We start from the raw sequence: 25,062 nt of genomic DNA on the forward strand, positions 1-25,062 counted from the left end.
GCGCCCGAGGCGATTTTTTCCCAAGAGCCATGACGCCGGGGTGAAAAGATCGCCCATCGGTGAAAAAGACGTTTGGACTTGCCGGCTTTCAAACTCAGCGGCATCAACGGGCGGTATACAATAGACTATTTTCCACTGCCCACGAAACACCTTAGGAAAAACGACCTGATTTCACCCTAAATCAGGTCTCACTATCCTGAACCGCTCAAGGCCGAAGCCCCGCCGTGCTTGTTCAGCAATGCGCCTTGATCTCCCCGCCTGTCGCAAGCATCTTGTGTAGTCTGGATACAGGAGCATCAGATGTTGAAATCTCTATCGCTTGCCGTGCTGCTGGCTGGAGCCGTCGTTCTTCCTGCCGCTGCAGAGACCATTCGTGTCGGTATGTCCGGCGGATATTTCCCCTTCACCTTTGTTCGGCAGGACAAGTTGCAGGGCTTTGAGGTTGATCTGATGAACGCGCTTGCCGAACGGACGGGCGATACGGTGGAATTCTCGACCATGTCATTCTCGGGTCTGATCGGCGCGCTGGAAGCCGGACGCATCGACACGGTTGCCAACCAGATCACCATCACCCCCGAACGCGCGGCGAAATTCGCCTTCAGCCAGCCCTATGTCTATGACGGCGCGCAAGTGGTGGTGAAGAAAGGCAACGAGACAGAGATCACCGGCGTTGAAAGCCTGAAGGGCCGTTCGGTGGGGGTCAACCTTGGCTCCAACTTCGAGCAATTGCTGCGCGCATTGCCGTTCGCCAGTGAAATCGACATCCGCACCTACGAAAGCAATATCGAGCAGGACACGGCGCTGGGGCGGATCGATGCTTTCGTGATGGACCGTGTCTCCTCGGCGCAGGTGATCAAGGAAAGCCCGTTGCCGCTGGCACTGGCCGGTCCCCCGTTCAGCGAGATCCAGAACGCCTTGCCCTTCCGCAACGATGCCGAGGGCCAGGCTCTGCGTGACAAGCTGGATGCGGCGCTGACCGAGATGAAAGCCGATGGCACGCTGAAGGCTATTTCCGAAAAATGGCTGGGTCTTGACGTGACTCAGCCTACAGGCAGACGCGATGCGGGGTCTTGACGTTGACTACATGCTTGGTCTGGTGCCGGTCATTCTGGGCTATGTGCCGCTGACCATCGGTATGGCGCTGGCCGCGATGGTCTGTGCTTTGCTGCTTGCCTGCCTGATGGCGGTGGAACGGGTGATGCGCGTGCCTGTGCTGGACCAGTTTGTGCAGTTGTTCATCAGCTTCTTCCGGGGCACGCCGTTGCTGGTGCAGTTGTTCCTGTTTTACTATGGCCTGCCGCAAATCCTGCCAATCCTGTCCGGGATCAACGGCGTGACGGCGGCGATCATCGGGCTGACGCTGCATTTTTCCGCCTATATGGCCGAAAGCATCCGCGCCGCGATCCTTGGCGTTGACCGCAGCCAGTGGGAGGCGGCACAGGCCGTCGGCATGACGCAGGCACAGTCGATGCGCCGGATCATCCTGCCGCAGGCGGCCCGCGTGGCGGCACCAACCTTGGTGAATTACTTCATCGACATGATCAAAAGCACCTCGCTTGCCTTCACCCTTGGTGTGACCGAGATGATGGGTGCCACGCAGAAGGAAGCCGCTGGCAGCTTCTTGTATTTCGAGGCGTTCCTTGTTGTGGCTGTGTTGTATTGGGCCATCGTCGAAACCCTGTCTTTCCTGCAAAAGCAGCTGGAACGCCACCTGAACAAGGCCATAGCCCGATGATCAGCATGCGTGGATTGACCAAGCGCTACGGCACAAACACTGTGCTTGACGGCATCGACCTTGACATTGCGGCAGGCGAGCGGGTGGCGATCATCGGCCCCTCCGGCACCGGCAAGTCAACCCTGCTGCGCTGTGTGAACTACCTCGACCGCCCCGACAGCGGCGTGATCCGTATCGGGGATCTGACCGTTGACGCAGCAAATGCGACCTCGGCGCAAATCCTTGCGCTGCGCCGCCGGACGGCGTTCGTGTTTCAGAACTATGCGCTGTTCGCCAACAAGACCGCCCGCGACAACATCACCGAAGCCCTCATCACCGTGCAGCGCAAACCGCGTGCCGAGGCCGAGGCGCGGGCCGACGCTATCCTGCGAGAGATCGGCCTTTCCGACAAATCCGCAAGCTACCCCGCCGCACTTTCGGGCGGTCAACAACAGCGCATCGGCATAGGCCGCGCCATGGCGCTGGACGCGGCCCTGATGTTGCTGGACGAACCCACATCGGCGCTCGACCCCGAATGGGTGGGCGAGGTTTTGGACCTGATGCGCCGTGTGGCCGAACGGCGGCAGACGATGCTGATCGTCACGCATGAGATGCAGTTCGCGCGCGAAATTGCCGACCGGATTATCTTCATGGACGGTGGGCGCATCGTGGAGGAGGGAACGCCTGCCCAAATCTTCGACACGCCGAAAGACATCCGCACAGCAAATTTCCTGCGCCGTGTCAGATAGATCATTCTGACATAGTTGAGTTGCCGGAAATGAGCGGTATGGCCCCAGTGATCTTAGACCGACGTCATGAATAACGCTGATCAAAGAGACTGCGCGATGATCAACCCGGCTGCCCGAGCTAACTTGCCCCGCTTCAAACGCCGCCATAAGGGTGTTGGCCTAACACAGAACCGCCATTCTACACCGTAAGGTTCGACAACATGGCAACAGCCAATCGCCTTAAAATGCCGGGCCTTGTTATCTGCTTTCACAAGATCACCAGACGCAGTACGCAGCTCAATCTTCGAAGTTTTGGGATAAATCATGGCGCAGAATGCCACCATTTACAAAGTTGAGCTTTCGGTCTCTGACATGGATCGCCACTATTATGAGACCCATAAACTGACAGTTGCCAAGCATCCGTCCGAGACAGATGAACGGCTGATGGTGCGCATCATTGCTTTTGCGCTGAACGCGCATGAGAATTTGGAAATGACCAAGGGCCTGTCAACGGATGACGAGCCAGACATTTGGCAGAAAAGCCTGAGCGGCGAACTTGATGTCTGGGTGGCCTTGGGGCTGCCCAGCGAGAAGGTGATGCGGCAATCCTGTAGCAAAGCCGATAAGGTGATTGTTTACCCATATGGCGGCAGAACGGCCGAGATGTGGTGGGACAAGATCAAAGGCAGCACCACCCGTTTTGACAACCTTCAAGTGATTGGTTTGTCCGAGAAAGACACAGGCGCGCTGGCAAAGCTGGCAAGCCGCGCGATGAAGCTCCAGATCAATATTCAGGACGGCGATGTGATGGTCAGTGTTGGTGACAGCATCGTTTACTTCACCCCGTTGAAATGGAAGAGTGCTGCGTAAGTCACGGATGCCCGCCACAAGAACCGACTTGCGTTGCTTGGTGGTGCCCCTCAGTCAGACGTGCCTTACCAATATCCGCACCAAGGAAGCTGCTCCACGGCGTCGCGTCCCAAGCGAACGGCAGCTTTGGGCCGAAAGCTCTCTGCCCAGTTGTGGGCGCAGATCGGCTCAAAGACCTTTTGCACCACCATGACACCCTTGGGCGCGCCGCTTTCTGAAGCAAGTTGTTCTATCGAGACGCGTCGGGTTTTGTTGGTTAAGGCGATGGCCGCCAGGGCGCCAAAACGGATCGCAGGCGTTCCAATCCCGCTTCAAGATTTTCGATAATATCTTAGGCCAGATCATCGGGTTCCGGCAGATTATCCAGATCGGTCAGGCTTTTGTCTTTTAGCCAGACAGATCGAGGCTCGCCTTGTCGCGGGCTGACAAGTCTTCGCGACTTTAGACGCGCCAGCGGCCTTCAGGGCTAGCATCGGATCAGGTGGGCGTGCGGTCATGGCGGTTGGCGGCGTTCTAAAGGCGGACAAATTCTGCCAGATCGGCGTAGGCGAGCGGCTTTTTCTTCAAGGTGTGATGCACATGGGTGCGGTAGTCATAATAAATGTGCATCGCATTCCGCATTGGCGGCTTAGCCGTCAACGTCAACGTCAACGTCAACGTCAACGTCAACGAAGCCGCGTCGGTTTTCCACCTTTCCCCCACCTCGTGATATTCACGGCTTAGACTTTCGCGCCCAGATCGGCGGGCCCGCTATGCTCATTACCATCCGTCCCGGCCCCGTCTTGCACCTCTGGCGCGATGGCAAGGAAATCGCGGCAGTGACTCTGACAAACCGGGATGCAAAAAGCATGACAGGGGCAGAACCCGCTTTTCTGCGAAAGGCTGCGCACTTGTCGCAAACCGCGTTAGCCAAGCGTGCCGGGGTCGGCAAACATACCGTTTCCTATTGGGAGTGCAAACCCCATCTGGATTGCCGAGGGTGGGCAGTCTTGCGGATGTTTGGCGCTCTGGGTTTGGACGCCTGCCAGATTAAGCCGCACCAGTACGCGCGCACGGGGGGGTGTTAGGCGGATAGCGGCGGAGCGGGCGGCACTGGATGCGCAGATGGCTCTTTGGCGTGAACGTAAAGCCGTTCGGTCGTCGCGGCATCGCGTGGTGTGCGGGGCGAAGACGCGGGATGGCGCGCCATGTCGCAACAAGAGTGAAGCCTGTAAACGGCGCTGCAAATTTCATGGAGGCAAAAGCACAGGGCCTAAAACAGAGGAAGCGCGGGCAAGGATTGCAGAAGCGCAGCGGCGGTGGTGGGCAAACTGGCAACACACAGCGACATTTCTCGTTAGAGCGTTCGTCTTGGCTGTGTGCAAACTTCCGATTGGATGCGGTGTCGACAATTTTGGCGGGCTACAGGCTTTAGCATCAGGAGAGAGAATGCGCATTATTTTGGTCGGTTTGTTATTGACAGGTTTGACAGGTTGCATGGAGACGTCTGCGCCACCTCCACCCAGCCCAGCGCTTCAACGCCTGATGGACGAATGTAAAGGGGGCAACATTCAAGCATGCACAACTATCGCGGAACTTGAAGAAAGTCGGCGTGCATCAATGCCGCCACCGCCCGTGTTTCAGCCGACATATATTGACCCTGAGCCCCTTGTGAACCGAAATCGCAATGTTCGCACTGTGTGTAACCCGACCTTCGGGGGCGGCGTTAACTGCACAAGCATGTGAATTTTGAGGAATGCGAGAGGTGTGGCGGGTCGCGTCTAATAGGTTGAAGATCGACACCGCAGGTCACTTCAATCCCGCTACTTCCAACACTATCCAGCGCCAAGTGGGGGATGTCGCGGGGGATGAATTCGACTAAAATCGCGCAAGTCCCTATAAGTAATATAATATTTGACGGAATATATGGCGGAGGGGACGCGACTGGCGTCGAACCTTCTCTGGGTTGCCGTCAGCCTTCAGTCTCGGGCCAAGGACCGTTCGAGAAGACGTAGTCGTAGACCTCCTTGAGATATCGGTACAAGGTTTCCTCGTCATCAAACAATTCGTTGGCATGCTCTGCATACCAGTCAACTGTCACCGGACGCCTTTGCAGCACTTCGTCAAACTGCCGCTGGATGCGCTCGATCCATTCGGACTTCTCCGCAACTGCTGCCTTCAACTCATTGGGTCGATAGTTGTTCGTATGCAGGAACAGGTGAGTTGTCATCATGAATTCGTAGGGAACGGTCATTCGCGCCTCCCGACCGGGAACATCGTGATAAGCTGGGGCTCCCCGGTAGCTGCAATTCTGAACTGGGCGACAACGATCCCGCCGTCGAAATTCATGACGCCTAGTGGGTTCATACCACTGCGTGGCCCTGTCAGAACGACACCTTCCACCTGAGACAGAAGATTGCGCCCCAAAGCATCTTCGATGCGAACTGCAACCTCAAAGGATCCGCGTTGATAAGCAGGATCATACAACGCCGCGTCGCGCGCGGCCCGATAGTCCAGCGTACCGCGCACATAGGTTTCAGCCGCCACAAAGGCTTCGGGGGTGGTAAATCTTGACGCCGCTCTAGGCGCCCGATGGCGACCTCCTTTTTCGCCATCGATCCGTGTCCCGGTCATCGGGTCTATCCCGCGCAGAACACGCGCCTCAAGCATCGCCCTTGTCACGGCACCTGTCGAAAAACAGGCGGATTGGGCAGCGCAACTATCGCGCCTGTTTAACCCGCGCGATGCAAGAGATCGCGGCGTCATGGGCTTTGGCGGTGCTACGACGAATCCGCCGCTATCCTTGCAGGCAATCCAAAACGATCCGGAATTCTGGATCGCCAGGATCCGCCGGATCGCCGAAGACCATCCTGGCGCGGATGTCGAAAGGATTTACTGGCTGGCGTATCTTGAAACCGCGCGTCTCGGGGCGGAAATGATCCTGCCGGTTTATCTCGCGACAGCGGGGCGGCACGGCCACGTATCCGGCCAGGTCGATCCACGCTTTGTCAGTGATTATGACCGGATGCTGAGGCAGGGTCTTGAGCTGGCCGATTTGGCGCCAAACCTCATGGTCAAGATCCCCGGTTCTGCCGAAGGCTACCTTGTCATCGAAGAGCTGACTGCCCGCGGCATTTCCACCAACAACACCACCTCTTTCACCGTGTCGCAATACGTCGCCTGCATGAATGCCGTATCGCGCGGGCTGGCGCGGGCGCGGGCGGCAGGCATCGACCTGTCGCGCTGGCGATCAGTGATCACCCATGTGTCGGCCAGACTGGGCAATGTCGGCGATCTGAAAGCGCAGGCTGAACTGCGTGGCATCACGCTGACCCCGGACGAGATCATCGACGGCGAAATGGCAGTCATGAAACGCGCCTACCACTACGGTAAAGAAACGGGTCATGCGTCCAAGATGTTGCAGTGTTCGATGCGGGTGAGTGATGCAGGGTCGGGCGGGGCAGCACAAAGCCGACATATCGCCGATCTTGCCGGGGGGGATTTCGTCTATACCTGCCCGCCCGGTTTCATCGCCCAACTGATGCAAGCCGAAGATCGTCTGCCGTCTTTCGATCCACAGGCGATCAACCAAACGCCCTCGCCCGAGGTAATAGCCAAACTGCGGCAACTTCCCTATTTCCGGCAGGCCTATGATTTTGACGGCATGGTCCCTGCGGACTTTTGCCAGTTCGGCGCCTTTGCCACCACCGCTGCCGAATTTGCCGCTGCCACACGCAAAACCGTGGATTTTGTCGCCCGTGCGCTGGAAGGCGCCGGTGCGCAATCCACCTGATGGAGAACACATGGCTCATCCCATTTTGGTGCCGCAGGTCGGCCAAGACCTGACTGAGGCGACGATAATCGAACTGCACGTCAAGCTGGGCGACCGGGTCAAAAAGGGGGACCTTGTTGCCGTGGTGGAAAGCGAAAAGGCAAGCTTCGAGGTCGAAGCATTTGTTGAAGGCGTCGTCATCAGCCTGCCTTACAAAACCGGCGACGTAGCACCCGTGCTCACACCATTGATGATGCTTGGGGAGGTCGGCGAAGTTGTGACGACAAAGGCCGAACCTGCGCCCGTCAAAGCAGCAGACGTTCCAGTCGCGCCCGCCCCGCTTGCGCCGATCCCTATCCCGGTCCAGTCTGTCGTGGCAGCCCCCAAACCCGTGCCGACCAATCAATCGTCGGTCGCACACACGGGCCTTCGGGCCTCGCCCGTGGCACGGCGGATCGCATCCGACCACGGGATGGACGTGACCCGGATCGCGGGCACCGGTCCCTTTGGTGCAGTTGTGCTGCGCGATGTCGATGCGGCCCTTGACGCAAATGGTGCGTCGGGTGGCATGCTGGACCTGCGTACATTGAAATCTGGCCAAGGAACACCCGTTGTATTCCTGCATGGTTTTGGGGCGGACCTGTCGTCATGGCGCCCCCTGATCGGTCGGATCGGGCTGGATAATCCGATGATGGCGCTTGACCTGCCGGGGCATGGGGCCTCGCACGGACATGGTGCTACCGACTTTGCCGCAATTGTCGCCACAGTGGGGCAGACGTTACGTACGTTGCCGGGTGGTGTCCATCTGGTCGGCCATTCGCTTGGGGCCGCTGTTGCCACCGCCTTGACGGAACGTGGTGATCTGGACGTGCGGTCGCTGACGCTGATTTCGCCTGCCGGTCTGGGGCCATCGATCGCCGGAGACTTTGTCGAAGGTTTCCTTGCCGCAAGATCAGAGGCCGCCCTTTCGGCCTGGATGCGCCGACTGGTCCATGATCCGGCCAGCCTCGCCTCTGTCCTCGTCCGCGCAACCTTGACGGCACGCGAAGCCGCAGGCCTGACCCTGGCGCAAAGCCGTGTGGCAAGCGCCGTATTCGAAGGGTCGACACAACTGTTTTCGACCACCGCCGCTTTGCGCGCCTACAAAGGTCCCTGCGCTGTCATCACCGGACGCGAGGATACCATCGTACCGCTGCGGGAAGTCGAGGCTGCCGTGCCCGCGCATGTCGCGTTGTACCGGCTGGACCGGGTCGGCCACTTGCCGCAGGTCGAGGCTGCCTATCTGCTTCAGACCCTGATTGCACGCACCATCCGGTCAGCGAACTGAATGCAGTCGATGAATGACTATGACATCCTTATCATCGGTGCAGGCCCCGGCGGTTACGTGGCCGCAATCCGGGCACGGCAATTGGGGCTTAAGGTCGGGCTGATCGAACGGGCGCATCTTGGCGGTATCTGCCTGAATTGGGGCTGTATTCCCACAAAGGTTATGCTGAAGGGAACCGATGTGCTGCGCGAGGCAAGTGGTGCGGATCGCTTAGGCATAAGCCCGCTTTCGCCAGTACTGGATCCCGTCAAGCTTATTGGACGGGCGACCGAAGTCAGTGGGCAGCTTTCGGCGGGGGTTGCCTTCCTTCTGAAGAAGAACGGCGTCGATGTGATCTGGGGTGCCGCAATGCTGACCTCAGCAGGTGACGTAACGGTGACCGCTTCGGACGCTGCCGCGCCGCGCGGCGCGCTGGGTCCGGGGGTTTACGCGGCGCAACATGTGATCCTGGCAACCGGGGCCAGTCCGCGCCGTTTGGCCGGGCTGGAACCCGATGGCCATCTGGTCTGGACCTATATGCATGCGCTTCGGCCTGTATCCGTTCCGGCGAGCCTTATCGTTGTGGGTTCAGGGGCGATGGGGATCGAGTTCGCCTCAATCTACGCCGCAATGGGTTCAAAGGTCACGCTGATCGATATTGCCGCACGCATTCTGCCTCAAGAGGACGCCGAGATCTCTGGCCTGATGGCCAAGGCGTTGCAAAAGCGCGGTATTCCCATGCATACAGGCGTCACAGTCGGTCAGCTTGACCGCCGGGAAAACAACGTGACCGCCCTGCTTTCGGATGGCACAACGCTTAGCGCTGAAAGGTTGCTCAGCGCTGTGGGCGTGGTTGCAAATGTAGTCGGACTTGGCCTTGAGGCACTTGGCGTTGTGCTCAATAACGGCGCGGTGCAAACTGTCGCGGCGGGGCGCAGCAGTGTGCCCGGGATTTATGCCATCGGCGATGCCGCAGGGCCCCCGATGTTGGCTCACAAAGCGGAACACGAGGGCATCGCCTGCGTCGAAGCGATTGCCGGGCAGACGCGACACGGCATCTCACCCGTGCCCCACTGCATCTACGCCAGCCCGCAAATAGCATCGGTCGGGATGACTGAGGCAAAGGCCGTCGAAAGCGGTCTGTCTGTAAGGGTCGGCCGCTTCTCGCTGCGCGGCAATGGCAAGGCGCTGGTGCTGGGTGAGCCGGACGGCTTGGTGAAATGCATATTCGATGCAGCGACGGATCGATTGATCGGGGCACAGATCATCGGAGTCGAGGCAAGCGAACTGATCCACGGCATGACCATCGCCGTCTCGCTGGGGGCCACTTCGCAGCAGCTTGCCAACGTCATCTTCCCGCATCCCACCGTGTCAGAGGCCCTGCGCGAGGCGGTGCTGGCCGCACGAGACGGAGCGATCCATGCCTGATAAACCGCGCGGAACCATCATATTCGATCTGGACGGGACACTCGTTGACAGCGCCCCCGATCTGGCTGACGCACTGGATTGGCTTCTGACAGAAATGGGTTATCAGCCCTTGGGTCTGAACAAAGTGCGCCAATTGATCGGCCATGGTATGGCTGAACTGGTGCGCAAAGGCCTGGAGGCGCGCGGTGCGCAATTGGAGGCGCAAGTGCTGGCCCGGGCCGTAGAACGGTTCCTTGAATATTACACGGCCAATCTGTCGCGTAAAAGCAAAGCCTATCCCGGCACTGCAGAAGTTTTGAACGCACTGCAGAAGGCAGGCTGGCGGCTGGTCGTCTGCACGAACAAGCTGGAAGCAAATGCTCGGCTCTTATTGCGGGACTTGGGGCTGCTGACAGCATTCGAACTTGTGGCTGGCCCTGACACATTCGGCGCGGCCAAGCCCGATCCGGCACACCTGCTTGGCTGCCTTCCCCTTGGCAATCCCGCGTCGCGCCCGGCCATCATGATTGGCGATTCAGAGGTGGACGTCGCCGCAGCCAAGGCTGCAGGCCTGCCAGTGATTGCGGTTACGTGGGGCTATTACCAAAAAGACATTAGCGAATTGGCTCCCGACGCCGTGGCTCACAACATGCAGGAGGTTCCTGCCCTGATTGACCGCTTGATGCAGCAAAACGACGCAGTTGATTGAAAATACAGCGCCCATGTCGGTAAGCATCGGCGCGACGGTTGCATTGTTTGTAACCAGTTGTCGGCGGGTATGAGTGCCGCGAAGGAAGCCAATGCCAATGCAGCTCACGACGTTGGCGAGGGTCAGCGTGGTGGCTAGGGCGGCGGTTGAGCCGTAGATGCCGAAGAAGCCCATGCCCGTCGCCTGCAGGGTCGTCTTCGAAATCCGCGTGACAAAGGTCCGGCTTCCGAGACCCGCCGCGTTGCTGCGGCAGCCACCATACCTGCTGAGTGCAGTTCGGCAACGGCATCCACGGTGGCGGCAGTAGTCATGCGCCAGCGGCGCGTCACAATGCCAGCCCCGATCTTCCCGCCCTGAAGCCCGGACAGGCCTTCGCCGCAGAGTCGTTGTGCCCCAAAACTTTCCGGATCATTGTCCTCCCTTTGATCTCTGCGATCAACCGCTTGGCGGCCGCAGCCTGAGCTGCGGAGAAGTTTTTAGCGAACGGATCGTTGGCCGACGCGCCATAGCCTCCGAGTAGGCAAATCCCGAGAGTGCCGCGATTATGGCTCTCAACGTGATCCAAAATTTTGGTCTCGCGGCGTCCAGGGGCGACAGTCCCATCCCGATTGCCCTGCCCCCCGGAAGTTCCCTCGGTCTGATGTAGAGTCTGCCCAACCCTAAAGGAGCAGACGCATGCGAAAGAGCCGTTTCACCGAGACGCAGATCATCGGGATGATCAAGGAGCAGGAAGCCGGGCTGACTGTGGCCAAGGTTTGCCGCAAGCACGGCATCAGCCCGGCGAGTTTTTACAAGCTGAAGGCCAAGTATGGCGGGATGGACGTGTCGGATGCCCGACGCCTGAAGCATCTCGAGGAAGAGACCGCGATGCTTAAGCGTCTGGTGGCAGACACGATGCTGGACGTTGTCGTGCTGAAAGACCTGCTGTGGAGTGAGGCCCCGAACGCCATTGGTTCGAGTGAGCGGGCCGAACGCTGACGGCATCAGCTCAGCGGCGGGAAGCGGTGATTAGGGCGCTGCGGGATCATAAGATCTCGCAGCGTCGGGTCTGCGACCTGGTTGGTGTCGATCCCAAGACCGTGCGGCGCGAGCGCCCGCCTGATCATGCGGATATCCGCAAGAAGATGCATGAGATCGCGGGCGCCCGCCGCCGGTTTGGCTATCCGCTGGCCTCTCACGGTTTGCTTGCAAACCGTGAGAGGCGGCGTGTTGGCATCCTGCTCGAGCGAGAGGGGTTCACGATGAACGAGAAGAAATTGTATCGCCTTTACAGGGAGGAAGGCCTGTCCGTGCGGCGGCGGCGTGGCAGAAAACACGCCCGCGGAACACGGGCTCCTATGCCGATACTGAACCGCCCAAACGTGCGGTGGTCACTGGATCCTCGCCATGGTCACTCGAACCAGTGGCGTTCACATGGCTCGATGTCCGACACCTTCGGTGCATCGCGCAAGTTCCGTATTCTGGCGGTCAACGATGACTGCACCCGCGAAAATCTGGGGCTGATCGCCGATACCAGCCTTTCTGGTGCGCGCGTTGCGCGGGAGTTGACCGCGATGATCCGGATTTACGGCAAACCCGGCTGCATCGTCAGCGATAATGGCACCGAGTTCACCAGCACCGCGATCCTCAAATGGGCGGGCGATACCGGCGTCGCCTGGCACTACATCGACCCCGGCCAATCGTCGGGAAAACAGTCCCCGGACTGTTTTCTAATCCTCCTCATACGCAGCAGAATGGCCTGATCGCCACCAACCAACGCTGCGCGTTGCTTTGCGGCATAGCGGCAGAAAGCCTTCGATTTGTTCGGGGATATGTTCCTGCCTCTGCCCCGATCATCAGCGGCGCAAGCCGCGTCATCCCGCAAGACCCTAGGGCAACGCCCCGCCCTGCAAAGGACTCAATAGGAGCGCTCTACATGGGCCTTGCGTGGTTCGCCGCTACCTGTGCTCACCCCCGCCCCCGCAATGGCGCTGTGCGCCATTCCTATCGAGTCTGGTAAACAAGGGGCGCACTCCTCATATTGATGGGGAGCGTCAACAAAAGGAATCTACGATGGAAATCCGCACTCTAGAGCAGCACGCGCTAAACTTTGCAGAATATGCAGTCGCCCCCGCCAAGAAAAGCCGGGGCGCAACCTACCAAAAGATGAACGGTAACGACTACCAGTGTCCTCATTGCTGGGTGCATAACGGTGTTCACTCAAAGATTACACCCTCGAACCGGGGGCACCGATGACTACGACGTTTGGCTATGCACCGTCTGCGAGACCGAATTTGTCACCCCGATGTAAAGGCAAAAACCGAACTGTGTATAATGTGTGGACGACTAAGGCGAAATCCCGTTTTTCCCTATAGTTTCAGCATGTTATGGGATGGGATTGGCGGAGAGACAGGGATTCGAACCCTGGGTCGGCGCAAACCGACAACGGTTTTCGAGACCGCCGCATTCGACCACTCTGCCACCTCTCCGCGGTAGGGATCGTGGCGGGGATTTAGCGGGGTCGCAGCGCGCTTGCAACCCCGATTTCATCACGGACTGCAAAGACTCTGCGCGGGTGCATCGCCCATAGCCCTCGCATGCGCCGCGCACGCCAGTGCTTCCGCCGCGCGGCGCCAGACAAGCGAAGCCCCGCGTACTCACCGATCTGTGTCTGCCGTGCCCTTGGCAGCACTGCCGTAACGCCGTAACTACGGGGCCAATCCGCCGCGAAAGGCCCGCCCATGCTGCGCCCCCTCCTGCTCTCGCTTTGTCTTGCCTTGCCTGCCACTGTGCTGCCATCTTACGCGCAGACGCAGGCCATCCAGCCTGATATCTCAAGCCTCACCCAGACCCTGAAGATCGACGCCCTGATCGCGGTGATGCGCACCGAGGGCCTCGCCAATGGCAAGGATATGGAGGCTGATCTGTTCCCCGGCCAAGATGGAGCGGCTTGGGACGTTGTGGTCAGCCGCGTCTATGACACCGCCCGTTTGCACCAGATCTTCGACGCGGCCCTGACCAAAGCGCTGGAAAACGACCCCGCCACCCAGAAGGCCATGCGGGCGTTCTTCGGCACCCCGCTTGGTCAGCACATTCTGGCGCTGGAGATTGACGCCCGCAAAACCTTGCTGGATGACAAGGCCACCGAGGCCGCAGCCAAACTCTGGGGCCGCGCGCTGAATGCCAAAACCCACCGCGCAAAGCAAATCAACCGCTTTGCCGAGATCAACGACCTTGTCGAATCCAACGTCATGGGCGCGATGAACGGCAATCTGGCGTTCTACCGCGGCATGAACGCAGCCGGAGCTTTCCCCGAGCCGATGCCCGAAGATGATATGCTAGCGGAAGTCTGGGCGCAGGAAGCCGATGTGCGCCGCGACACCACCGAATGGCTGTATCCGTTCCTGATGCTGGCCTACCAGCCGCTCAGCGACAAAGAACTTGGCACATACATCGCCTTCTCGGAAACCCCTGCGGGCAAAAAAGCCAACCGCGCGATGTTCGTGGCGTTTGATGCGATGTTCGTGCAGGTCTCAAAGGAACTCGGCCAATCCGCAGGCCGCCTGATGGCCGGACAAGACATCTAACCCCGCCATACTCCGGCTTGACACCAAGCCCGACCCGCCGCATAAGCGCGCATCCCGGCGAGGTGCGAATCTCGTCGGGTCTTTATTTCATGACGCTCCACAGGGGCGCGCTGTCCGAGGCGGGGAAACCCGGAACACCCGTAAGGGGGCCACAAGACGCGGAGCAAGAGAAGGAAAGACCCATGTTCGCGGTCCTCAAGACAGGCGGCAAGCAGTATAAAGTGCAGGCGGGTGACGTTCTGCGCGTTGAAAAGCTTGACGCCGTGGCTGGTCAAAAGATCCAGTTCAACGAAATTCTGATGGTTGGCGGCGAAAGCCTGACCATTGGCGTGCCCTTCGTGGCAGGTGCAGCCGTGCAAGCCGAAGTGATCGACCAGATCAAAGGCGAAAAGGTCATCCACTTCGTCAAACGTCGTCGTAAGCACTCGTCGCAGCGCACCAAAGGCCACCGTCAGCACCTGACGCTGGTTCGTGTGCTTGACGTGCTGGCTGCAGGCGCTGATGCCACTGGTGTTGCTGCTGCAACCGGCACTGCCGATGCCCGCCGCGCCGCCCATAACAACGCTCCGGCACCCGTTGTCGAAGCTCCTGCAAAACCGAAGCGCGCTGCCAAAGCCGCTGTAGTAGCGGAGTAATCCCCCATGGCACACAAAAAAGCAGGCGGCTCATCCCGCAACGGCCGCGACTCGGCTGGCCGTCGTCTTGGCGTGAAGCTGTTCGGCGGCCAAGCGGCCATTCCGGGCAACATCATCGTGCGTCAACGCGGCACCACCTGGTTCCCCGGTGAAGGTGTTGGCATGGGCGTGGATCACACCCTGTTCGCCAAGGTTGAGGGTCATGTCACCTTCAAAAAAGGCTTCAAGGGCCGCACCTTTATTTCTGTGCTTCCGGCAGCGAAAGCCGCAGAATAAGCCGAACCTTTACAATGTGATTGTAGACAGGGGATCGGTCGAAAGACCGGTCCCCTTCCTTATTTCTGCCGTAGGAATAGGGTTTTATAGGGTTTAGAGCGTGTCAGGTTTTGATAGAATCTGCCTTATCGGAAAACGCGTTCGAGCGTATGCGAGAGGCCGCAATTTTCGATTCAATCTAAACCTGACACGCTTTGGCCCGAGATGGCTTGCAGGAGAAGGTCCGTGGTTTTGGATATGATTGCTGTTCCTACCGATGGTCAGATTGCCGCTGGCCGCTTTGTGCTGCGCCCCGTGCGCAAGTCCGATGCTGGCTTGTTCGCGCTGTATGCGGGCGACAAGCGCGTGGCCGAAGCCACCCATTCGATTCCGCATCCCTTGCCGCCGGGGGCTGCCGATGCCTTCGTCACCCGCGCTATGGGCGGGCGCTCGGATGAACAGATCTGGGTAATGGACGGTTCCGCCACCGGTCTGGCCGAGGTGTTGGGCGTGATCAGCCTGAAACCGATGGACGCGCACAAGCCCACGCATGGCCAATCGGAAATCCGCTATTGGGTGGCCCCCGCGTTCTGGAACACCGGCATCGCGTCCGAGGCCGTCAAGGCTTTGGTCGCCGCCAACCCGCAAACCAACTGCACGATCTTTGCCGAGGTGTTCCAAGACAATCCCGGTTCCGCCCGCGTGCTGACCAATACCGGGTTTCAATATCTGGGCGATGCCGAAACCTTCTCGGTCGCGCGCAATGGCCTCGTGCTAACCTGGACCTATGTGAAAAAGCTGGGGTAAGGCGGGGCACATTTGCACTATGGCGAACCCATTGTGACGCGCGCGAACCGAAAGAAAACTCTGCGGGGCAGAGTTTTCTGGTTCATTGCTCATAAGGCTGAAAGCCGTTGAGCAAAGGGTGTTGTGCAGCAAGCTATGGGTTAGAAATCGGGCCGCGTCTGCCTGGTAGGTGCGTGTAAACGCGCCTGCCGGGGCAGGCAGGCGCGGCCCGATTTGTCGCGGGACAAATCGGGCAAGAAAAGAAAGGGCGGTTCAATGAAAACTGATTATCATCAAAGCTCAGTGCCTCTGCGCCCCCATCTTAAAACCGCGCGTCTCACCCTGCGCCCGGTGGCCGCCTCCGATCAGGCCGCCGTCGTCACACATCTCAACGATCTCGCCATCTCCGGCTGGCTCGCCCGTGTGCCCGTGCCCTACACGGCAGCGGATTTCGATGAATTTGCCACCCAGATCGCTTATCCCGGCGAAACCTTTACCATCGAAGACGCCAGCGGCTTTGCCGGCATCATCGGCGCAGGCTTTGAACTCGGCTATTGGCTTGCCCCCCGCGCCCACGGCCAAGGCTACGCCACCGAAGCCGCCCGCGCCGTGCTGGACATGCAGTTCGCGTATGATGAAAGTACCGTCGCGGCGGGTTACTTTGAGGGCAATGCGCCGTCAGCCCGCGTGCTCGCGAAACTGGGTTTTGTCGAAACTGGACGCCGCCCGAAACACTGCCGCGCCTTAGGCCAAGATCGCCCCCACGTCGATCTGCTACTGACGCCCGAAGCCTTTCTCGCCGCCAACCCGCTGGAAATCATCACACCCCGCCTGCGCCTTGCGCCCTTGGATATCGAGCGCGACTGGCGCGATATCGCCCGCATCGGCGGCGATCCGCAGGTCGCCCCGATGACCAATTCGCACCTCTCGCCGTGGCCCGAAGCCGACGTGCGCGCCACTCTCGCGGAAAGCCAATGGCGGGGGCGCTTGGGCTTCCGCCTCGGCATCTGGTTTGAAAGCAAACTGATCGGCGCAATCGGCATCTGGGATGACCCGGTGGAAACCGGCTATTTCCTCGACCCTGCGTTCTGGGGCCGTGGCATCGCGACCGAGGCGATGGCCGCCTTCCTGCCGCCGATGATCGCACGCTTTGGTCTAGCGGAAGTGTTCGCCGATCACTGCACCGACAACCCGGCATCGGGTGCTGTTCTGCGCAAACTAGGCTTCCGCCAAATCGGCGAAGGCATCGGTGAAAGCCTTGTAAGGGGCGCTGTGCCGATCCTGATCTATCGGCTTGATCCGCCAAAGGTTAATAATGTGTTAAAATGATACGGTTAAGTAACTGACGTATAAAGATAAAATTTGGTCCCGAGTTGGGACCACCCCAAACCCCGCCAAAAATCCCCGTGCTTGAGTCCCGCCCCCCAATCCTGTATCGCCTAACCTTATCTTTCAGAAAGCCGTTCCGATGAAATTCCTCGACCTCACCAAAGTCTATATCCGCTCCGGCGGCGGCGGGGCAGGCTGCGTCTCTTTCCGGCGTGAGAAATTTGTTGAATTCGGCGGCCCTGATGGCGGCGATGGCGGCAACGGTGGCTCTGTCTGGGCCGAGGCCGTCGACGGGTTGAACACCCTGATCGACTTTCGCTACCAACAACACTTCTTCGCCAAATCGGGGCAGGGCGGCATGGGCAGCCAACGCACCGGCAAGACCGGCGACGACATCATCCTGAAAGTTCCGGTTGGCACCGAGATCCTCGATGAAGACGAAGAAACCGTGATCGCCGACCTGGTGACGGTGGGACAGAAAATTCTGCTTGCCAAGGGCGGCAACGGCGGCTGGGGCAACCTCGCGTTCAAATCTTCCACCAACCGCTCCCCCGCCCGCGCCAACTCGGGCCAAGAAGGCATCGAGCGCACGATCTGGCTGCGCCTGAAACTGATCGCCGATGCAGGGCTGCTGGGCCTGCCCAATGCCGGCAAATCCACCTTCCTCGCCGCCGTCTCCAACGCCCGCCCGAAAATCGCCGACTACCCGTTCACCACCCTCGTGCCAAACTTGGGCGTGGTCGGCATTGATGGCGCGGAATTCGTGATGGCCGACATTCCCGGCCTGATCGAAGGTGCCTCCGAAGGTCGCGGCTTGGGCATGCAATTCCTCGCCCATGTCGAGCGTTGCAAAGTTCTGCTGCACCTCGTCGACGGCACCTCAAGCACGATCACCAAAGACTACCGCACCATCGTCAAGGAACTGGAAGCCTATTCCGAAGTCCTCGGCGACAAACCCCGCATCCTCGCTTTGAACAAATGCGACGCGCTGGATAAGGCCACCATCACCACCCGCCGCAAAGCGTTGGAAAAGGCCTCGGGTGGCCCGGTGCATGTGATTTCCGGCGTGGCAGGGATCGGCCTGATCGACGCTTTGCGCAACCTGATGGTTGAAATCAAACGCGAGGCCCCTGTCGAGGAGGGCCTGCCGTGGCAGCCTTAAAGCCCCTGACTGCCCCCGATATTCGCGACGCGAAACGTCTGGTCGTCAAGATCGGCTCGGCCCTGCTGGTGGACCGCAAGCTTGGCCTGAAACAAGGCTGGCTGTCGGCCTTGGCAATGGATGTGGCCGAAGCCAAAGTGCGCGGCACTGATGTGGTGCTGGTGTCGTCGGGTTCTATCGCCTTGGGTCGCAAGGTGCTGGGCCTCGGCGACGGCATCCTGACGTTGGAGCAAAGCCAAGCCTGCGCCGCCGTCGGTCAAATCCGGCTGGCGCGTGCCTATGAAGAAGTCCTCGCCCCGCACGGCATCACCACCGCACAAGTGCTGGTGACGCTGGAGGATACCGAAGACCGCCGCCGTTATCTGAACAGCCGCGCCACGATGGAAACCCTGCTGGGCCTCGGCGTGGTGCCGATTGTCAATGAAAACGACACTGTCGCCACCGATGAGATCCGCTTTGGCGACAACGACCGTCTGGCCGCCCAAATCGCGGTGACGGTGGGCGCAGATCAGTTGATCCTGCTGTCGGATGTCGATGGCTTCTACTCCGCCAACCCGAAAGAAGACCCAACCGCGCAACGTTTCGATCTGGTCGAAACCATCACGCCACAAATCGAGGCGATGGCGGGCGATCCGATTTCGGGCATGTCAAAAGGCGGCATGAAGACCAAACTGCTGGCCGCCAAAACAGCCGTCAAAGGTGGCTGTGCGATGGCGATCATGGAAGGCTCGGTGCTGCGGCCGCTGTCTGCGCTTGCCAATGGCGCGCAGCGGACGTGGTTTGTGGCGCAAAGTGACCCGCAAGCCGCGCGCAAACGCTGGATCAACGCGATGAAACCGCGTGGAGAGTTGCGCTTGGACGCGGGGGCGGTGACGGCGTTGCGGGCGGGGAAATCTTTGCTGCCAGCGGGGGTTACGCATGTCGTGGGTAGTTTTGGCCGTGGCGATCCGGTGGCAATCCTGTCGCCTGCCGGTGATACTCTGGGCAAAGGCCTGGTGCGCTACACGGCGGTGGAGGCCAAGGCGATTGCCGGGCATCGCTCGGGTGAGATTGAGGCAATTCTGGGCTATCAGGGGCGTGCGGCCTTGGTGCACCGCGATGATATGGTGATTTGAACCGCTGCGGCGAAATCGATTTCTGAAACAGAAATCGTGCACGGAATTTTTCTTAAAATTCCGGCCTGGGTGAGAAAGCAGGTGCTTGAGGCAAATGTCGAAGCCTCCGGCGGGAGTATTTGGGCCAATGTGAAAGGGCCGAAGATGGACGTGCAAGTCTTGGACGTGATGCGCGATATTGGCAGCCGGGCGCGGGCGGCTGCGGCGGAACTCGCCTATGCATCGCAGGAACGCAAGTATGCGGCGCTGATCGGCGGTTCGGCGGCGGTCTGGGCGCGGCGGCAGGAAATCCTCGACGCCAACTATATCGACATGGATTATGCCAAAGAGAAAGGCCTCGGCCCCGCGATGCTGGACCGCCTGCGCTTGGATGAAAACCGCGTCCGTGGCATCGTTGATGCCCTGCGCAGCGTCGCCGAATATCCCGATCCGGTGGGCCGGGTGCTGGCGGAATGGGATCGCCCTTCTGGCCTGCATATCCAGCGCGTTGCCACCCCTTTGGGCGTGGTTGGCGTGATCTACGAATCCCGCCCCAACGTCACCGCCGACGCCGGTGCTTTGTGCTTGAAGGCCGGCAATGCGGTGATCTTGCGCGGTGGGTCGGAGAGTTTTCATTCCTCCGAAGCCATTCACGATTGCATGCAGCAGGGGCTGCGCGAGGCCGGTCTGCCCGTTGATGCGATCCAACTGATCCCGACGCGCGACCGCGAGATGGTGACGGCGATGCTGCAAGCCGTAGACTACATTGACGTGATCGTGCCGCGCGGCGGCAAGGGCTTGGTCGGACTTGTGCAGCGCGAAGCCCGCGTGCCGGTGTTCGCGCATCTCGAAGGCATCTGCCACGTCTACGCCGACCGCGACGCCGATCTGGAAAAGGCCCGCCGCGTGGTGCTGAATTCCAAGACCCGCCGCACCGGGGTTTGCGGTTCGGCAGAGTGCCTTTTGATCGACTGGCAGTTCTACACCAAACACGGCGCTGTGCTGATCGAAGACTTGCTGCGCGCGGGGGTTGAGGTCCGCACCACGGGCGAACTCTTGAAAATACCGGGCACGGTGCAGGCCGTGCCCGAAGATTTCGGCCATGAATTCCTCGACATGATCATCGCAGCCAAGCTGGTGGATGGTGTCGATGAGGCCATCGCGCATATCCGACGCTATGGCTCCAACCACACCGACAGCATCCTGACCGAGAATGATGCCACCGCCGCGCGCTTCTTCCAACGGCTCGACTCGGCCATTCTGATGCGCAACGCCTCGACCCAATTTGCCGATGGCGGCGAGTTTGGTATGGGCGGCGAGATCGGCATTGCCACCGGAAAGATGCACGCGCGCGGCCCGGTGGGGGCGGATCAGTTGACCAGTTTCAAATATCTGGTCACCGGCGATGGCACGATCAGAAGCTAAGCCGGATTTCCCCCTCCGCCAATTCGGTGGTCAACCGCCGATGCTGACGGGTGATCTCCTCGGGCACCAGCAGGAATTGCACCTGCGCCGGGCCAATCTCGGCCAAAGCCGCTGGATGGATCAGCCCCTCCCACAGGCTTGGGTCGATCTTCAGCTTGGCCGCGGTCGCCCGCAGCGTCCAGCGCGCCTCGCCACGCTCCACCTGCACCCGCCCGCCATAGGGCAAAGCCGACTCGAGGCACAGGATCAGCAAAAACACCAGCTTCACATCGTGCCTTGGCAGATCGACGGGGCTGTCCCAGTCGATCTGCATCCGTCCGCCATGCGTCATGTCCGAGATAATCGCCATCACCTCGTTCCGTCCGATGCGCTGCTCGGCGCTGCTGGCGCCAAACGCCACCCGGAAAAACCGGATGCGGGCATTGGCATGACCGACGCTTTCGGTGATCAGCGCCATTTCTGGTCCCTTTGCCGCACCCTCCATCAACATCAACTCTACCCCGTTTCCGATGGCACCAATCGGGCTGATAAGGTCATGGCAAATACGCGAGCCGACAAGGGCTGCAAGATCGGGTTTGTCAGGCATTTGGGCGGTCACTGCGGTCATCCTTCAACGAGCGAGGCGAATATGGCGGCTTTACTGGAACCGGGCATGCTGGTGCGCCACCCAGCGCGGCCCGATTGGGGCTTGGGGCAGGTGCAATCCAGTATTGGCAACCGGGTGACGGTGAATTTTGAACATGCGGGCAAGGTGGTTATTGACCTTTCACAAGTGGAACTGACGCCGGATTTCTCGCCCCGCAATGCGCCCCGGAACTCACATTGACGCAGCATGTGGTTAATCTTGGGTTAACACAATCACGGCCAGCGCCCGCGTGGTTGCATTGCGGGTCGGCAAAGCCTAAAAAAACCTGTCGCCCAAACAGCCGGACCGGATGCTGCCGATGATTTCTGACGACAAGCACTTCATCTTACGTCTGGCGCAAGACGACCGCGATTTGCGCGCGGCGCAACGCTTGCGCTATGAGGTGTTCGTGCAGGAATTGGGCGCGACCGTAGCACTTGCTGACCATGATGCGCGGTTAGAACGCGATGAGTTTGATCCCTATTTTGACCACCTGCTGCTGATTGATCCGCAGCGCTCGGCGGAGGATTTGCAAGACGTGGTGGGGGTTTGCCGCCTGCTGCCCTCGGATCGGCTGGCGGTCTCGGGGCGGTTTTATTCGGAGTCCGAATTTGATCTGACCACGCTCAAAGCTTCGGGCCGCAAACTTTTGGAACTTGGGCGGTCTTGCGTCCATGCCGATTATCGCGGCGGCACAGCGATGCTTTTGCTGTGGAACGCGCTGGCGGACTATGTACTCGACCATCGCATCGAGGTTCTGTTTGGCGCGGCCTCCTTCCATGGCACCGATATGGCTGCTCTCGCGCAGCCGCTGTCCTATTTACAACATTTCCACCTTGCCCCGCCCGAGTTGCGTGTCATCGCGCGCCCGGCGCAGGCGGCACAGATTGCGCTGATTCCGCAGGACCAGCTGGACCGCAAGGCGGCGATGCTGGCCACGCCTGCGTTGATCAAAGCATACTTGCGTCTGGGCGGCTATGTCGGGCAGGGCGCTTGGGTCGATCATGCCTTCAACACCACCGATGTTTGTCTGGTGATGGACACCGCCCAAATGAGCGCCAAGCACCGTGATTTCTACATCCGAAAATCGGGGCGTGAGGCATGAGCGATTGGCGGCAAGATGCGCTGGCTTTGCCACCCGTTGGTGCTATGGGCTGGTTGCGCGTGGCTCTGCGTGGCGCGGCGATGGGCTTGGTGATCTATAGCGGTTTGTTGGTTTTGCTGCTGCTGCGTCTGATCGAGCGCCCGCTGTTCGGGCCATCCCGCCCGTGGACCCTCTACATCACCCAAGCCGTCTGCAAACTGGTGTTTCCGATCCTCGGCCTGCCGCTGGTTACACGCGGACAACCCATGCAAGTGAAGGGAGCCGTGGTCGCCAACCACTCGTCATGGCTGGATATTTTCGCCTTGAATGCTGTGCAACGCGGCTATTTCGTTGCTAAATCCGAGGTAGAGCGTTGGGCCGCGATAGGCTGGCTTGCCCGCGCCACCGGCACAGTTTTCGTCGCCCGCAAGGGCACTGAAGCCAAGCGCCAACAAGCCCTTTTTGAGTCGCGGCTGCGTGCGGGCCATAAACTGATGTTTTTCCCCGAGGGCACCAGCACCGATGCAATCCGGGTTTTACCTTTCAAATCAACGCTTTTCGCGGCGTTCTTCACCCACGGTCTCGACCATATCCTGCATATCCAGCCCGTCAGTGTAATCTACCATGCGCCTTTGGGCCAAGATGCGCGCTTCTATGGTTGGTGGGGCGAGATGGATTTCGCACCGCACCTGTTGCAGGTGCTGGCGGCACGGCATCAGGGCCGGGTTGAGGTGATTTTTCACCCGCCCGTGGCGGTCGATGCCTTCGCCAGCCGCAAGCAGCTTGCCGCGCATTGCGAGGCAGTTATCCGGGCCAGCCACCCACCTTCGACAGCCCGCAACTTGGACCAGCGCGCCAATACCTACTAGATGTAGTGGTTTAATGCCGCAAACGCTTGCAAATCCACAAGTCATTCCCCGCTGGGAATGAAATCGGCTTAGCCTAGCGGGGCCATCAGCACCCGCAGCGCGGTCGCGGGATTGTCGGCCAGCCAGATTTCTTCGCCGATGCCGAAGAAATCGGTGACGGGGCCAAATTTTTCGATCAATTCCACTGTCAAAGCGCCCTCGGCGATCACCGGCACTTCAATCACAGCACTCCACCATTCAAACAGGTCGAAATCGACCTGCTCGCCATTGCCAAGCGGGGTCGGTCCTGTCGGCCCAAACGCCACATAATCCGCCCCCGCCTCGCCTGCATTCATGCCCTCATGCCGGGTCACGCCGCAAAACGCGCCGATGATGGCATCGCTGCCGAGTTCCTTGCGGACATAGCGGACTTGGCGCGCGCCATCTGTCAGATGCACGCCGTCAAGACCAAGCCGGTTCACCATCAGCAGGTGGTTTTCGATCACAATCGCGACGTCACGGGCATGGCTGACCAGACGGCAGGCATCGGCGGCGCGCTGGATCATTTCCTCATCCTTGGTGGCCAAGGCGAGGCGGACGCAAGCGATATCGGTGCTGTCGAGCACTGCGGCCAAGCGGTCGGGGAAGGTTTCCAAATCAATCGCGGGCGGGGTGATCAGGGTGATCTGCGGGCGGTCTTGGTCGGCCATCGGGGTATCCTGCATGAATTTGGCCCCTGATAGCGCAGAAAGCTGGCCTTGGCTAGCAAGGCGGGCTGGCGTATCAGGCGGCATCATACCCGGAGAAACCCCATGATCCCGCCCGCTTTCATTCTGGTCCGCCCGCAAATGGGCGAGAACATCGGTGCGAGCGCCCGCGCGATGCTGAACTTTGGGTTGGAGCGGATGCGGATCGTCGCCCCGCGCGATGGCTGGCCAAATTCGGCGGCGGTGGCTTTGGCATCAGGGGCCGGGAGGGTGCTGGATCAGGCGGGGTTGTTCGGGTCGGTGCAGGACGCGATTGCGGATTGTGATTTCGTATTTGCCACGACCGCGCGGGGGCGGGAGTTGACCAAGCCAATCTATACGCCCGAGGCCGCGATGGAACACGCGCGGGGGTTGGTGGCTGCGGGCAAGCGGGTGGGGGTGCTGTTCGGGCCGGAACGCGCGGGGTTGGAGAATGAAGATGTGGTGCTGGCCAACGCGATCGTGACGGTGCCGGTGAACCCGGAGTTTGCCTCGCTGAACCTCGCGCAATGTGTGTTGTTGCTGGGGTATGAATGGCGGCGGCAGACCCAGCCTGCGGAGGCGGTCGTGATGGAGATGGCGCGGACAGAGATGGCGTCGGGGATTGAGGTTGAGAAGCTGGGGGATCATTTTGAGGAGAGGCTGGAGGCGGCGGGCTTCTTCTTTCCCGAGGCGAAGATTCCGGGCATGAAGGCCAGCTTGCGGAACATGTGGTCGCGGTTGGGGCTGACCAAGGCCGAGGTTCAGACCTTCCACGGCATGCTGCGCCAGATTGCTTATAAACTGCGGTCGCAGGGGGATGAGTGACGATCCCAACTTGGGACCATTGATTTTTAGGGGGGTCTTTTGACGGGTTCGCGGGCTCTGTTGCACAAATCAGCCTGAGGTCGAGTTTTCCCTTCCGCTGGACAGAGTCATCCCACACGTTGAGTTTGCGGCGTTCCAAGTGCCGTAAATCGGTTCAGGATCGCCGCCCTGATCTGCAACTCCGCCACCTGCCGCTCGAAGTCGCGCGCCATAAC

General features: G+C 60.0%; 25 protein-coding genes, 1 tRNA gene and 3 pseudogenes. 22 read left to right on the forward strand and 7 right to left on the reverse strand.

Annotation, left to right across the window (positions count from 1 at the left end; genetic code table 11):
* Positions 1-300: 300 nt before the first annotated feature.
* The 5 genes from ACP7AP_RS05770 (at position 301) to ACP7AP_RS05790 (ending at position 5,037) form a co-directional block, all read left to right on the forward strand.
* A complete protein-coding gene (locus tag ACP7AP_RS05770) occupies positions 301-1,074 on the forward strand; it encodes an amino acid ABC transporter substrate-binding protein (protein WP_426033139.1) in 774 nt (257 codons plus the stop codon).
* Positions 1,061-1,735, forward strand: a complete 675-nt coding sequence (locus ACP7AP_RS05775; protein ID WP_426033141.1) for an amino acid ABC transporter permease — start codon at positions 1,061-1,063, stop codon at positions 1,733-1,735. The genes ACP7AP_RS05770 and ACP7AP_RS05775 overlap by 14 nt, the downstream gene beginning before the upstream one ends.
* Positions 1,732-2,463, forward strand: a complete 732-nt coding sequence (locus ACP7AP_RS05780) for an amino acid ABC transporter ATP-binding protein (RefSeq protein ID WP_426033143.1) — start codon at positions 1,732-1,734, stop codon at positions 2,461-2,463. Before ACP7AP_RS05775 ends, ACP7AP_RS05780 begins: the two co-directional genes overlap by 4 nt.
* 303 nt (positions 2,464-2,766) lie before the next feature.
* Positions 2,767-3,312 (forward strand): YaeQ family protein, encoded by a 546-nt coding sequence (locus ACP7AP_RS05785; protein WP_426033145.1) that lies wholly within the window; start codon positions 2,767-2,769, stop codon positions 3,310-3,312.
* Between the two features lie 1,104 nt (positions 3,313-4,416).
* Positions 4,417-5,037: an HGGxSTG domain-containing protein gene (locus ACP7AP_RS05790; protein ID WP_426033147.1), complete on the forward strand. Its 621-nt coding sequence runs from the start codon at positions 4,417-4,419 to the stop codon at positions 5,035-5,037.
* Positions 5,038-5,263: 226 nt separating this feature from the next.
* Here the strand turns inward: ACP7AP_RS05790 and ACP7AP_RS05795 are convergent, their stop codons facing one another.
* Positions 5,264-5,545 (reverse strand): hypothetical protein, encoded by a 282-nt coding sequence (locus ACP7AP_RS05795; RefSeq protein WP_426033149.1) that lies wholly within the window; start codon positions 5,543-5,545, stop codon positions 5,264-5,266.
* Entirely contained in the window at positions 5,542-5,925 is a 384-nt protein-coding gene (locus ACP7AP_RS05800; RefSeq protein ID WP_426033151.1) for a hypothetical protein, read from the reverse strand. The genes ACP7AP_RS05795 and ACP7AP_RS05800 overlap by 4 nt, the downstream gene beginning before the upstream one ends.
* A gap of 130 nt (positions 5,926-6,055) precedes the next feature.
* Between ACP7AP_RS05800 and ACP7AP_RS05805 the strand changes: the two genes are divergently transcribed.
* The 4 genes from ACP7AP_RS05805 to gph are packed head-to-tail and all read left to right on the forward strand — an operon-like array spanning position 6,056 to position 10,485.
* Entirely contained in the window at positions 6,056-7,084 is a 1,029-nt protein-coding gene (locus tag ACP7AP_RS05805) for a transaldolase family protein (RefSeq protein ID WP_426033153.1), read from the forward strand.
* A gap of 10 nt (positions 7,085-7,094) precedes the next feature.
* Positions 7,095-8,390 (forward strand): alpha/beta fold hydrolase, encoded by a 1,296-nt coding sequence (locus ACP7AP_RS05810; RefSeq protein WP_426033155.1) that lies wholly within the window; start codon positions 7,095-7,097, stop codon positions 8,388-8,390.
* A 9-nt stretch (positions 8,391-8,399) separates the two neighbouring features.
* The gene (gene lpdA / locus ACP7AP_RS05815; RefSeq protein WP_426033157.1) at positions 8,400-9,797 is read left to right on the forward strand and encodes a dihydrolipoyl dehydrogenase; all 1,398 of its coding nucleotides are present in this window, start codon (positions 8,400-8,402) and stop codon (positions 9,795-9,797) included.
* Positions 9,790-10,485 (forward strand): phosphoglycolate phosphatase, encoded by a 696-nt coding sequence (gene gph / locus ACP7AP_RS05820; RefSeq protein ID WP_426033159.1) that lies wholly within the window; start codon positions 9,790-9,792, stop codon positions 10,483-10,485. The genes lpdA and gph overlap by 8 nt, the downstream gene beginning before the upstream one ends.
* A gap of 325 nt (positions 10,486-10,810) precedes the next feature.
* On the opposite strand, the pseudogene ACP7AP_RS05825 reads toward gph, so the two are convergent.
* Positions 10,811-11,080 (reverse strand): annotated as a pseudogene (locus tag ACP7AP_RS05825) (N-acetylmuramoyl-L-alanine amidase); the annotation flags it as partial.
* Positions 11,081-11,160: 80 nt separating this feature from the next.
* Between ACP7AP_RS05825 and ACP7AP_RS05830 the strand changes: the two are divergent.
* Positions 11,161-12,164, forward strand: a pseudogene (locus ACP7AP_RS05830) (transposase); the annotation flags it as partial.
* Between the two features lie 699 nt (positions 12,165-12,863).
* On the opposite strand, the gene ACP7AP_RS05835 reads toward ACP7AP_RS05830, so the two are convergent.
* Positions 12,864-12,953 (reverse strand) — tRNA-Ser (locus tag ACP7AP_RS05835).
* A 252-nt stretch (positions 12,954-13,205) separates the two neighbouring features.
* Between ACP7AP_RS05835 and ACP7AP_RS05840 the strand changes: the two genes are divergently transcribed.
* From ACP7AP_RS05840 to ACP7AP_RS05875, 8 genes are all read left to right on the forward strand, one after another.
* On the forward strand, positions 13,206-14,051 hold the full coding sequence (locus ACP7AP_RS05840) for a hypothetical protein (RefSeq protein ID WP_426033161.1): 846 nt from the start codon (positions 13,206-13,208) through the stop codon (positions 14,049-14,051).
* Between the two features lie 182 nt (positions 14,052-14,233).
* Positions 14,234-14,686 (forward strand): 50S ribosomal protein L21, encoded by a 453-nt coding sequence (gene rplU / locus ACP7AP_RS05845; RefSeq protein WP_426033163.1) that lies wholly within the window; start codon positions 14,234-14,236, stop codon positions 14,684-14,686.
* A 6-nt stretch (positions 14,687-14,692) separates the two neighbouring features.
* Entirely contained in the window at positions 14,693-14,962 is a 270-nt protein-coding gene (gene rpmA / locus ACP7AP_RS05850; RefSeq protein WP_426033165.1) for a 50S ribosomal protein L27, read from the forward strand.
* 225 nt (positions 14,963-15,187) lie between these two features.
* Positions 15,188-15,748 (forward strand): GNAT family N-acetyltransferase, encoded by a 561-nt coding sequence (locus tag ACP7AP_RS05855; RefSeq protein WP_426033167.1) that lies wholly within the window; start codon positions 15,188-15,190, stop codon positions 15,746-15,748.
* Between the two features lie 255 nt (positions 15,749-16,003).
* The gene (locus tag ACP7AP_RS05860) at positions 16,004-17,056 is read left to right on the forward strand and encodes a GNAT family N-acetyltransferase (RefSeq protein WP_426033169.1); all 1,053 of its coding nucleotides are present in this window, start codon (positions 16,004-16,006) and stop codon (positions 17,054-17,056) included.
* Positions 17,057-17,195: 139 nt separating this feature from the next.
* Positions 17,196-18,218 carry a GTPase ObgE gene (gene obgE, locus ACP7AP_RS05865; protein WP_426033171.1) on the forward strand — a complete coding sequence of 341 codons (1,023 nt, stop codon included), beginning with the start codon at positions 17,196-17,198 and terminating at the stop codon, positions 18,216-18,218.
* Positions 18,206-19,333: a glutamate 5-kinase gene (proB, locus tag ACP7AP_RS05870; RefSeq protein ID WP_426033173.1), complete on the forward strand. Its 1,128-nt coding sequence runs from the start codon at positions 18,206-18,208 to the stop codon at positions 19,331-19,333. The genes obgE and proB overlap by 13 nt, the downstream gene beginning before the upstream one ends.
* 144 nt (positions 19,334-19,477) lie before the next feature.
* On the forward strand, positions 19,478-20,737 hold the full coding sequence (locus ACP7AP_RS05875) for a glutamate-5-semialdehyde dehydrogenase (protein WP_426033195.1): 1,260 nt from the start codon (positions 19,478-19,480) through the stop codon (positions 20,735-20,737).
* Here the strand turns inward: ACP7AP_RS05875 and ACP7AP_RS05880 are convergent.
* A complete protein-coding gene (locus tag ACP7AP_RS05880; protein ID WP_426033197.1) occupies positions 20,727-21,323 on the reverse strand; it encodes a histidine phosphotransferase family protein in 597 nt (198 codons plus the stop codon). The genes ACP7AP_RS05875 and ACP7AP_RS05880 overlap by 11 nt on opposite strands.
* A 42-nt stretch (positions 21,324-21,365) precedes the next feature.
* Here ACP7AP_RS05880 and ACP7AP_RS05885 point away from each other — a divergent pair, with 42 nt between their 5' ends.
* From ACP7AP_RS05885 to ACP7AP_RS05895, 3 genes are all read left to right on the forward strand, one after another.
* Entirely contained in the window at positions 21,366-21,563 is a 198-nt protein-coding gene (locus ACP7AP_RS05885) for a DUF3553 domain-containing protein (protein WP_426033175.1), read from the forward strand.
* A gap of 118 nt (positions 21,564-21,681) precedes the next feature.
* On the forward strand, positions 21,682-22,467 hold the full coding sequence (locus ACP7AP_RS05890; RefSeq protein WP_426033177.1) for a GNAT family N-acetyltransferase: 786 nt from the start codon (positions 21,682-21,684) through the stop codon (positions 22,465-22,467).
* On the forward strand, positions 22,464-23,315 hold the full coding sequence (locus ACP7AP_RS05895) for a lysophospholipid acyltransferase family protein (RefSeq protein ID WP_426033179.1): 852 nt from the start codon (positions 22,464-22,466) through the stop codon (positions 23,313-23,315). The genes ACP7AP_RS05890 and ACP7AP_RS05895 overlap by 4 nt, the downstream gene beginning before the upstream one ends.
* Before the next feature lie 68 nt (positions 23,316-23,383).
* On the opposite strand, the gene ACP7AP_RS05900 is transcribed toward ACP7AP_RS05895, so the two are convergent.
* Complete coding sequence (locus tag ACP7AP_RS05900) at positions 23,384-24,004, reverse strand: thiamine phosphate synthase (protein ID WP_426033199.1); 621 nt, start codon at positions 24,002-24,004, stop codon at positions 23,384-23,386.
* A gap of 102 nt (positions 24,005-24,106) precedes the next feature.
* On the opposite strand from ACP7AP_RS05900, the gene ACP7AP_RS05905 reads away from it, so the two are divergent.
* Positions 24,107-24,847, forward strand: a complete 741-nt coding sequence (locus tag ACP7AP_RS05905; RefSeq protein ID WP_426033181.1) for an RNA methyltransferase — start codon at positions 24,107-24,109, stop codon at positions 24,845-24,847.
* Between the two features lie 107 nt (positions 24,848-24,954).
* Here the strand turns inward: ACP7AP_RS05905 and ACP7AP_RS05910 are convergent.
* Positions 24,955-25,062: pseudogene (locus ACP7AP_RS05910) on the reverse strand (IS5/IS1182 family transposase); the annotation flags it as partial.

Origin of the sequence: Cypionkella sp. TWP1-2-1b2 (assembly GCF_049896245.1) — a bacterium.
GTDB lineage: Bacteria > Pseudomonadota > Alphaproteobacteria > Rhodobacterales > Rhodobacteraceae > Cypionkella.

Coding starts and splice junctions, on each gene's coding strand:
- ACP7AP_RS05840 (WP_426033161.1), top strand. CDS start 13,206: ATGCTGCGCCCCCTCCTGCTCTCGCTTTGTCTTGCCTTGCCTGCCACT.
- rpmA (WP_426033165.1), top strand. CDS start 14,693: ATGGCACACAAAAAAGCAGGCGGCTCATCCCGCAACGGCCGCGACTCG.
- ACP7AP_RS05780 (WP_426033143.1), top strand. CDS start 1,732: ATGATCAGCATGCGTGGATTGACCAAGCGCTACGGCACAAACACTGTG.
- ACP7AP_RS05900 (WP_426033199.1), bottom strand. CDS start 24,004: ATGGCCGACCAAGACCGCCCGCAGATCACCCTGATCACCCCGCCCGCG.
- lpdA (WP_426033157.1), top strand. CDS start 8,400: ATGAATGACTATGACATCCTTATCATCGGTGCAGGCCCCGGCGGTTAC.
- ACP7AP_RS05860 (WP_426033169.1), top strand. CDS start 16,004: ATGAAAACTGATTATCATCAAAGCTCAGTGCCTCTGCGCCCCCATCTT.
- ACP7AP_RS05795 (WP_426033149.1), bottom strand. CDS start 5,545: ATGACCGTTCCCTACGAATTCATGATGACAACTCACCTGTTCCTGCAT.
- ACP7AP_RS05790 (WP_426033147.1), top strand. CDS start 4,417: ATGGCTCTTTGGCGTGAACGTAAAGCCGTTCGGTCGTCGCGGCATCGC.
- gph (WP_426033159.1), top strand. CDS start 9,790: ATGCCTGATAAACCGCGCGGAACCATCATATTCGATCTGGACGGGACA.
- ACP7AP_RS05875 (WP_426033195.1), top strand. CDS start 19,478: ATGGACGTGCAAGTCTTGGACGTGATGCGCGATATTGGCAGCCGGGCG.
- ACP7AP_RS05880 (WP_426033197.1), bottom strand. CDS start 21,323: ATGCCTGACAAACCCGATCTTGCAGCCCTTGTCGGCTCGCGTATTTGC.
- ACP7AP_RS05775 (WP_426033141.1), top strand. CDS start 1,061: ATGCGGGGTCTTGACGTTGACTACATGCTTGGTCTGGTGCCGGTCATT.
- ACP7AP_RS05785 (WP_426033145.1), top strand. CDS start 2,767: ATGGCGCAGAATGCCACCATTTACAAAGTTGAGCTTTCGGTCTCTGAC.
- obgE (WP_426033171.1), top strand. CDS start 17,196: ATGAAATTCCTCGACCTCACCAAAGTCTATATCCGCTCCGGCGGCGGC.
- ACP7AP_RS05905 (WP_426033181.1), top strand. CDS start 24,107: ATGATCCCGCCCGCTTTCATTCTGGTCCGCCCGCAAATGGGCGAGAAC.
- ACP7AP_RS05800 (WP_426033151.1), bottom strand. CDS start 5,925: ATGACCGGGACACGGATCGATGGCGAAAAAGGAGGTCGCCATCGGGCG.
- ACP7AP_RS05805 (WP_426033153.1), top strand. CDS start 6,056: ATGGGCTTTGGCGGTGCTACGACGAATCCGCCGCTATCCTTGCAGGCA.
- ACP7AP_RS05890 (WP_426033177.1), top strand. CDS start 21,682: ATGATTTCTGACGACAAGCACTTCATCTTACGTCTGGCGCAAGACGAC.
- ACP7AP_RS05770 (WP_426033139.1), top strand. CDS start 301: ATGTTGAAATCTCTATCGCTTGCCGTGCTGCTGGCTGGAGCCGTCGTT.
- ACP7AP_RS05810 (WP_426033155.1), top strand. CDS start 7,095: ATGGCTCATCCCATTTTGGTGCCGCAGGTCGGCCAAGACCTGACTGAG.
- ACP7AP_RS05895 (WP_426033179.1), top strand. CDS start 22,464: ATGAGCGATTGGCGGCAAGATGCGCTGGCTTTGCCACCCGTTGGTGCT.
- rplU (WP_426033163.1), top strand. CDS start 14,234: ATGTTCGCGGTCCTCAAGACAGGCGGCAAGCAGTATAAAGTGCAGGCG.
- ACP7AP_RS05885 (WP_426033175.1), top strand. CDS start 21,366: ATGGCGGCTTTACTGGAACCGGGCATGCTGGTGCGCCACCCAGCGCGG.